General features: G+C 73.5%; 3 protein-coding genes and 1 pseudogene. All 4 read right to left on the bottom strand.

The features are described 5' to 3' along the window. Nucleotides 1-1,075, bottom strand: a pseudogene (locus tag KS423_RS33855) (dTMP kinase); the annotation flags it as partial. A 157-nt stretch (nucleotides 1,076-1,232) separates the two neighbouring features. Further along, nucleotides 1,233-4,115 carry a type I DNA topoisomerase gene (gene topA, locus KS423_RS33860; protein WP_224283581.1) on the bottom strand — a complete coding sequence of 961 codons (2,883 nt, stop codon included), beginning with the start codon at nucleotides 4,113-4,115 and terminating at the stop codon, nucleotides 1,233-1,235. Between the two features lie 473 nt (nucleotides 4,116-4,588). Continuing rightward, entirely contained in the window at nucleotides 4,589-5,047 is a 459-nt protein-coding gene (locus tag KS423_RS33865; RefSeq protein WP_224283582.1) for a DUF3592 domain-containing protein, read from the bottom strand. 255 nt (nucleotides 5,048-5,302) lie between these two features. Then, entirely contained in the window at nucleotides 5,303-6,835 is a 1,533-nt protein-coding gene (locus KS423_RS33870; protein ID WP_224283583.1) for a methyltransferase, read from the bottom strand. Nucleotides 6,836-6,948: the final 113 nt, after the last annotated feature.

A 6,948-nucleotide genomic window follows, 5' to 3' on the forward strand; every position in this document is an offset into this window, starting at 1 on the left:
CCAGGGCGGGCGCCCCGGTGGCGGCGAGCACCAGCAGGCCGTAGCCGATCGGCCCGGCGCGGTGCTCGGCGGCGGTGAGCAGCGCGAGCGCGGCGACGCCCGCCATCGCGGCGTAGCCGGCCGCGACGGCGAAGGTGAAGTACGGGGCACTGCCGGTGCGGCCCTTGCTCAGCGCGGGGCCGGGGGAAGCGTCGGTCGGGGCTCGCAGGCCCCGCAGCGGGGAGACGGGGGTGACGGACACCGGACCCCCGGGCAGCTGCTGGAGGTAGCCGCGGACCGCCGAGGCGGCGAACAGCCCGGCCGCACCGAGCGCCGCGAAGGTGAGCTGGTGAGCGCGGAGCCAGTCGGAGCCGAGGGCCGCGCCGATGTTGTTGAGCAGGGTGAAGGCCACCAGGCCGACGGCGCCGAGCGGCACGGTCACCCAGCCGGTGAAGCAGTCGATGGCCCGGACGCTCTCCAGGTTGGCAGCGGCCGGACGCTGCTCGGCGACCGGTAGGTACCGGTTGGCCGGCGGCAGCAGGCCCGGGACGGCGGCGGCCCTGGTGATCCCCCAGACCCGCTCGGCGGCACCGGTCACGAACACGGTGGCGAGCAGGACGTAGGCGGCGGCCCCGGAGGGCTTGGCGGCGGAGCCCAGCCAGACGCTCCACCAGGGTGCGAGGCCGATCAGCAGGGCACGCAGCACGTCGGCGCCGAACAGCGTCCAGCGCCGGTCCAGCCGGCCCGCGACCAGCCGGTGCACCGGGCCGAGCAGGGCGACGCCGACCAGCCCGGTGGCCAGTACCCGGACGGCGAGGACCGCGGCGAGGGCGAAGGCGAGACTGCGTGGCAGGCTGCCGAACCGGCCCCCCTGGGCGGCGGCGATCACGGTGAGCGCGAGCAGCACCAGCAGGCCGAGCCGGTCGGCGGTGCCGCCGATCAACTGGGTGGTCCACAGGCGCCGGTAGGCACGTGTCCGCAGCAGCGCCCGGGCCCGGTCCACCGGGGTCCCGGCGGGCGCGACCTCGGGCAGGTCGGACGCCCAGGCTCTGGCGGCCGGGGCGGCGCTGGGGGTGGGCTGCTCCTCGCTCGTCATACGGTCAGCGTAGCGGGCGGGGCCTGGCCGGAATGAGACGAACGGGCTTCCGGATCGCGCTCATCACCGGGTTGTGACGTACCCCGCACAGAGCCGACAGACCCCGGGCCCGCACCCCCGGGATCGGGGGCACGGGCCCGTCTGCGGTGACCTGGGATCAGCCCTCTTCGGTGGCCGCGGCCTTGCCGGCCGCGGTCTTGGCCGTGGTCGTCTTCTTGGCCGCCGTCTTCTTCGCCGCCGCCGTCTTGGTGGTGGTCTTCTTGGCGGCGGTCTTCTTCGCGGCCGCGGTCTTGGTCGCAGCGGTCTTGGCCGTGGTCGTCTTCTTGGCCGCGGCCTTCTTCGCCGGGGCCTTCTTCGCCGCCTTCTTCACCGGTCCGCGCGCCCGCTTCTCGGCGAGCAGCTCGTACGCGCGCTCCGGCGTGATGGTCTCGACGTCGTCGTCCTTGCGGAGCGTGGCGTTGGTCTCGCCGTCGGTCACGTACGGGCCGAAGCGGCCGTCCTTGACCACCACCGGGCGCTCGCTGACCGGGTCGTTGCCCAGCTCCTTGAGCGGCGGGGCGGCGGCGGCCCGGCCGCGCTGCTTGGGCTGGGCGTAGATCGCCAGCGCCTCGTCGAGGGTGATCGTGAAGAGCTGGTCCTCGCTGGTCAGCGAGCGGGAGTCGGTGCCGCGCTTGAGGTACGGGCCGTAGCGGCCGTTCTGCGCGGTGATCTCCGCGCCCTCGGCGTCGGTGCCGACCACCCGCGGCAGCGAGAGCAGCCGCAACGCGTCCTCCAGCGTGACGGTGTCCAGCGACATGGTCTTGAACAGCGAGGCGGTGCGCGGCTTGACCGCGTTCTTGCCGGTCTTCGGCGTGCCCTCGGGCAGGATCTCGGTCACGTACGGGCCGTAGCGGCCGTCCTTGGCGACCAGCATGTTGCCGCTGACCGGGTCCGGGCCGAGCTCGAAGTCGCCGCTGGGCTTGGCCAGCAGCTCCTCAGCCAGCTCGACGGTGAGCTCGTCCGGCGGCAGCTCGTCCGGGATGTCGGCGCGCTGGCCGGGCTCGCCCTCGACGGCCGAGGCGCGCTCGACGTACGGGCCGTAGCGGCCGACCCGCAGGGTGATGTCGTCGCTGACCTTGAACGAGCTGATCTCCCGGGCGTCGATCGCGCCGAGGTCGGTGACCAGCTCCTTCAGGCCGCCCAGGTGGTCGCCGTCGCCGTTGCCGGCCTCGGCGGCGCCGCCCGCGGCGTGGCCGTCGCCCTCACCGAAGTAGAAGCGCTTCAGCCACGGCACGGACTTCGCCTCACCGGCGGCGATCCGGTCGAGGTCGTCCTCCATCTTGGCGGTGAAGTCGTAGTCGACCAGCCGGCCGAAGTGCTTCTCCAGCAGGTTGACCACGGCGAAGGAGAGGAAGGACGGGACGAGCGCCGTCCCCTTCTTGAAGACGTACCGGCGCTGGATGATCGTGTCGATGATCGACGCGTAGGTGGAGGGACGGCCGATCTCCCGGTCCTCCAGCTCCTTGACCAGCGAGGCCTCGGTGTAGCGGGCCGGCGGCTTGGTGGCGTGGCCCTCCGGGGTGATCCGCTCGGCGGCCAGCGGGTCGCCCTGGGCGACCTGCGGCAGCCGGCGCTCGCGGTCGTCGAGCTCGGCGTTCGGGTCGTCGGCACCCTCGACGTAGGCCTTGAGGAAGCCGTGGAAGGTGATGATCTTTCCGGAGGCGGAGAACTCGACGTCCCGGCCGTCGGCGGAGGTGCCGCCGACCCGGACGGTGACGGACTGGCCGACCGCGTCCTTCATCTGGGAGGCGACGGTGCGCATCCAGATCAGCTCGTACAGCTTGAAGTCGTCGCCGGTCAGGCCGGTCTCGGCGGGCGTGCGGAAACGGTCGCCGGACGGGCGGACGGCCTCGTGCGCCTCCTGCGCGTTCTTGACCTTGCTGGCGTAGGTGCGCGGGGCGTCCGGCAGGTAGTCGGCGCCGTACAGCTGGGTGACCTGGGCCCGGGCGGCGGAGATCGCGGTGTCCGACAGCGTGGTGGAGTCGGTACGCATATAGGTGATGAAGCCGTTCTCGTACAGCTTCTGGGCCACCTGCATGGTCCGCTTGGCGCCGAAGCCCAGCTTGCGGCTGGCCTCCTGCTGGAGCGTGGTGGTGCGGAACGGCGCGTACGGCGAGCGGCGGTAGGGCTTGGACTCGACGCTGCGGACGCCGAACGCCGTCTGCTCCAGGGCGGCGGCCAGCTGACGGGCCGCCTGCTCGTCCAGGTGCAGGGTGTTCGCGCTGGCGGCCTTCAGCCGGCCGTCCTGGCCGAAGTCGCGGCCGCTGGCGATCCGCTTGCCGTCGACGGCGGCCAGCCGGGCGCCGAAGGTCTCCGGGTTGGCGGCGTCGACCGGGGTGCGGCCGGTGCCGAAGGTGCCGACCAGGTCCCAGTACGAGGCGGTGCGGAAGGCCATCCGCTCGCGCTCGCGCTCGACCACCAGGCGGGTGGCGACGGACTGCACGCGGCCCGCCGAGAGCTTCGGCATGACCTTCTTCCACAGCACCGGCGAGACCTCGAAGCCGTACAGCCGGTCGAGGATGCGGCGGGTCTCCTGGGCGTCGACCAGGCGCTGGTTGAGCTCGCGCGGGTTGGCCACGGCCTCCTGGATCGCCGACTTGGTGATCTCGTGGAACACCATGCGGTGCACCGGCACCTTGGGCTTGAGCACCTGCTGGAGGTGCCACGCGATGGCCTCGCCCTCGCGGTCCTCATCGGTGGCGAGGAAGAGCTCGTCGGACTCCGCGAGCAGCGACTTCAACTTGCTGACCTGGGACTTCTTGTCCGCGTTGACCACGTAGATGGGCGCGAAGTCGTGGTCGACGTCCACCCCGAGACGGCGCACCTCGCCGGTGTACTTCTCCGGCACCTCGGCCGCGGTGCTGGGCAGGTCGCGGATGTGCCCGACGCTCGCCTCGACGATGTAGCCGGGGCCCAGGTAGCCCTTGATCGTCTTCGCCTTGGCCGGCGACTCGACAATGACGAGTCGCTGTCCGTGCGCGGTCTCGCTGCTCGGGGACACCTTCGCTCTTCTCTCCCGGTCCTTATGTGGCTGGTCGGCGCCGGCAGCACGGGCTGCGCTCCGCCCGACCCCTCCACCGTCCCGGGGCTGCCGCGGCACGACACCCCCACCAGCGGAGTGTGACCGTACCCCGGCCACCCTTGTCAAACGGACGGATCCCGCGTTTTCACTTTCCGGGCTCACCGACGCCACTCGAACGGTAACCCGATGACGGAGGTTCGCGCCCCGCGGAGGGGGCCTTCGGCAGGTTCCGGAGGATGGAATGACGGATTTCAAGATCTGTCAACGCAAAATCGACGGGCGGGCGCGGGGCGGCGCTCTCGCCGCGGGGGGCGCTGGTTCGCGGGGCGCCGAGGGCACTGGTTCGCGGGCGGCCGCGGGGTGCTGGTTCGGAGGCGGCCGCGGGGGTGCTCGTTCATGGGTGGCCGCGGGGCGCTCGTGGGACTCCGCGGATCGCTCGGGGGTTGCGGGGCTCAGCCGCCGGCCGCGGCCACGAGCCCGGTGCCGACCGCCAGACAGCCCACGCCCAGGGCGCTCCACAGCAGGTCGACGACGGCGGACCGGCCCGCCTCCCCGGCCGCCAGCACCACCCGGCCCGGGCGCTGCGGGTCGTAGAAGATCCGCACCGAGGCGCCGGGCGCGAAGCGGTCCGGACGGCGCAGCGGGGTGTGCCCACGCGGACGGGCGATCACGAGCCCCGCGATCCCGCACGCGCCGGGGCCGCCGACCGACGGCGGCACCGAGAAGGAGAGCAGCGGTGCGCTGTCCAGCTGGCCGTGCACGTCGTCCTCGGCCATCACGGTGGCCACCGCCGACACCCCCCGGCGGCGCACCCGCAGGCGCAGGCTCACTTCGGCGGCGCACCAGAGCAGCAGCACGCCACCGAAGAGGGCGAGCACCGACCCGCCCACCATCGCCGTCGTCGTGTCCACCCCTGGCCCCCGGCTCCCCAGCTCTGTCCACAGCCTGTGGACAGAGCTTCACAGCGGAGGGCCAACGGGAGACAGCCGTCCGACGGCGACCGGACGAACCAGGGGGTACGGGCGGGTGAACCGGGCCCGGACACCGGCAGGACGGGGTCTCGGCGGACCCGGCCTCAGCGGGGTGCGGGTCCCGGTGGGTCCGGTCTCAGCAGGTTCGGCCTCAGGGGGTGGGGCCTCAGCGGGTGCGGTCTCAGGGGGGCGGTCTCAGCGGACCGGGTCGATGAACCCCTGCTCGGTCAGCAGGCGCAGCGACTCCGGCACCCGGTCCCGCAGGACCACCCGGTCCTCGCCCAGCAGCTGCGCGATGGCGTCCACGATCTCGCCCGCCGACAGCGTCCCGTCGCAGACCCCGACGAAACCGGCACCCACGGTGTCGACCTTGGTGGCCCGCCGCATGCCGCGGTTGTGACGCAGGATCACGTGCTCCGGGTCCTCCGCGCCCGGCGCGCCGACCTGTTCCTGGACCACCTCGTCGGCCAGCACGTAGCGGGCCGCGAGCAGGCCCGCGTCGTCGTGCGAGCGGAGGAAGTCCTGCCGGTCGAACCAGGCCTCGATGTGCGGGCCGAGCGGCTGCTCCACCGGGTGCGGCCACTCCTCCACCCGGACGGTCGGGCGCTCGGCGCCGCTCGCCCGCAGGGTGATCCAGCCCATGCCGATGCCCTCGACCCGGCCCGCCTCGAAGGCGTCCAGCCACTCGCCGTACCGGGCCTGGTAGTCGCCGCCGGGCCCGCGGTGGTCACCACCGTCACGTAGCCACAACTCGGCGTACTGGGCCACGTCCTGGACCTCGCGCTGGACGATCCAGGCGTCCAGGCCGGTGCCCGCGACCCAGCCGGCCAGCCGCTCGTGCCAGTCCTCGCCCTTGATGTGCTGCCAGTTGGCGAGCAGCTGGCAGTAGCCGCCGGGCTCCAGGTGGTCGGCGGCCGAGCGGACCAGGTTGCGGCACAGGTCGTCGCCGGCCATGCCGCCGTCACGGTAGGTGAACCGGCCGACCGGCGAGATGACGAACGGCGGGTTGGAGACGATCAGGTCGAACTTCCGCTCCCCGACCGGCTCGAAGAGGCTTCCGGCGGACACCTCGGTGTTGTCGAAGCCCGACAGCGCCAGGGTCAGCTCGGTGAAGCGCAGCGCGCGCGCGTTGAGGTCGGTGGCGGTGACGGTCCCGGCGTGCCGGGCAGCGTGCAGCGCCTGCACGCCGGAGCCCGAACCGAGGTCCAGCGCGGCCCGGACGGGGCGGCGCACGGTGATGTTGGCCAGCGTGGTGGAGGCGCCGCCGACCCCGAGCACCAGGTCCTTGCGAGCCACCCCGTGCGCGGTCTCACCGGAGCCGATGCCGCCCGCGCCGCCCACGGCGCAGCCCAGGTCGGAGACCACCCAGGCGTCCGAACTGGGCATCCCGGCCACCTCGTTGGCGTACGGCCGGACGTCGACGGTGGCGCGCACCAGATCGCCGTCGGGGCGCAGCCAGCCGTCCGCCAGGCAGTCCTCCACCGGCAGCGCGGCGGCGGCCGCCCGGTACGGGACCGGCTGCTGGAGCAGGAACAGCCGTACCAGCGTCTCCAGCGGACTGCCACCGCGGGTCGCCCGCAGCGCCGGGACCGCCTCGCTGCGGGCCAACGCCGAATAGCCGGTGGGCCCGAGCAGGTCCAGGCACCCGTCGGCGGTGAACGAGGCGTCGAGCAGCGCCTCGCGGAACTTGGCGAGGCGGGTCGGGTCGAGAACGGGGCTACTGATCACCCCGCCATTGTCCCCCGCCGCCCACCCCGCGGCCGCCGCTGCGCCCCGCGCCCATCGGACGGAAGCCCGCACCACTCCGCGCGCCCCCGGAAGCCGCCGCGCGCCGCCCTGCC

The organism is Streptomyces sp. LS1784 (assembly GCF_020103755.1).
Lineage (GTDB): Bacteria > Actinomycetota > Actinomycetes > Streptomycetales > Streptomycetaceae > Kitasatospora.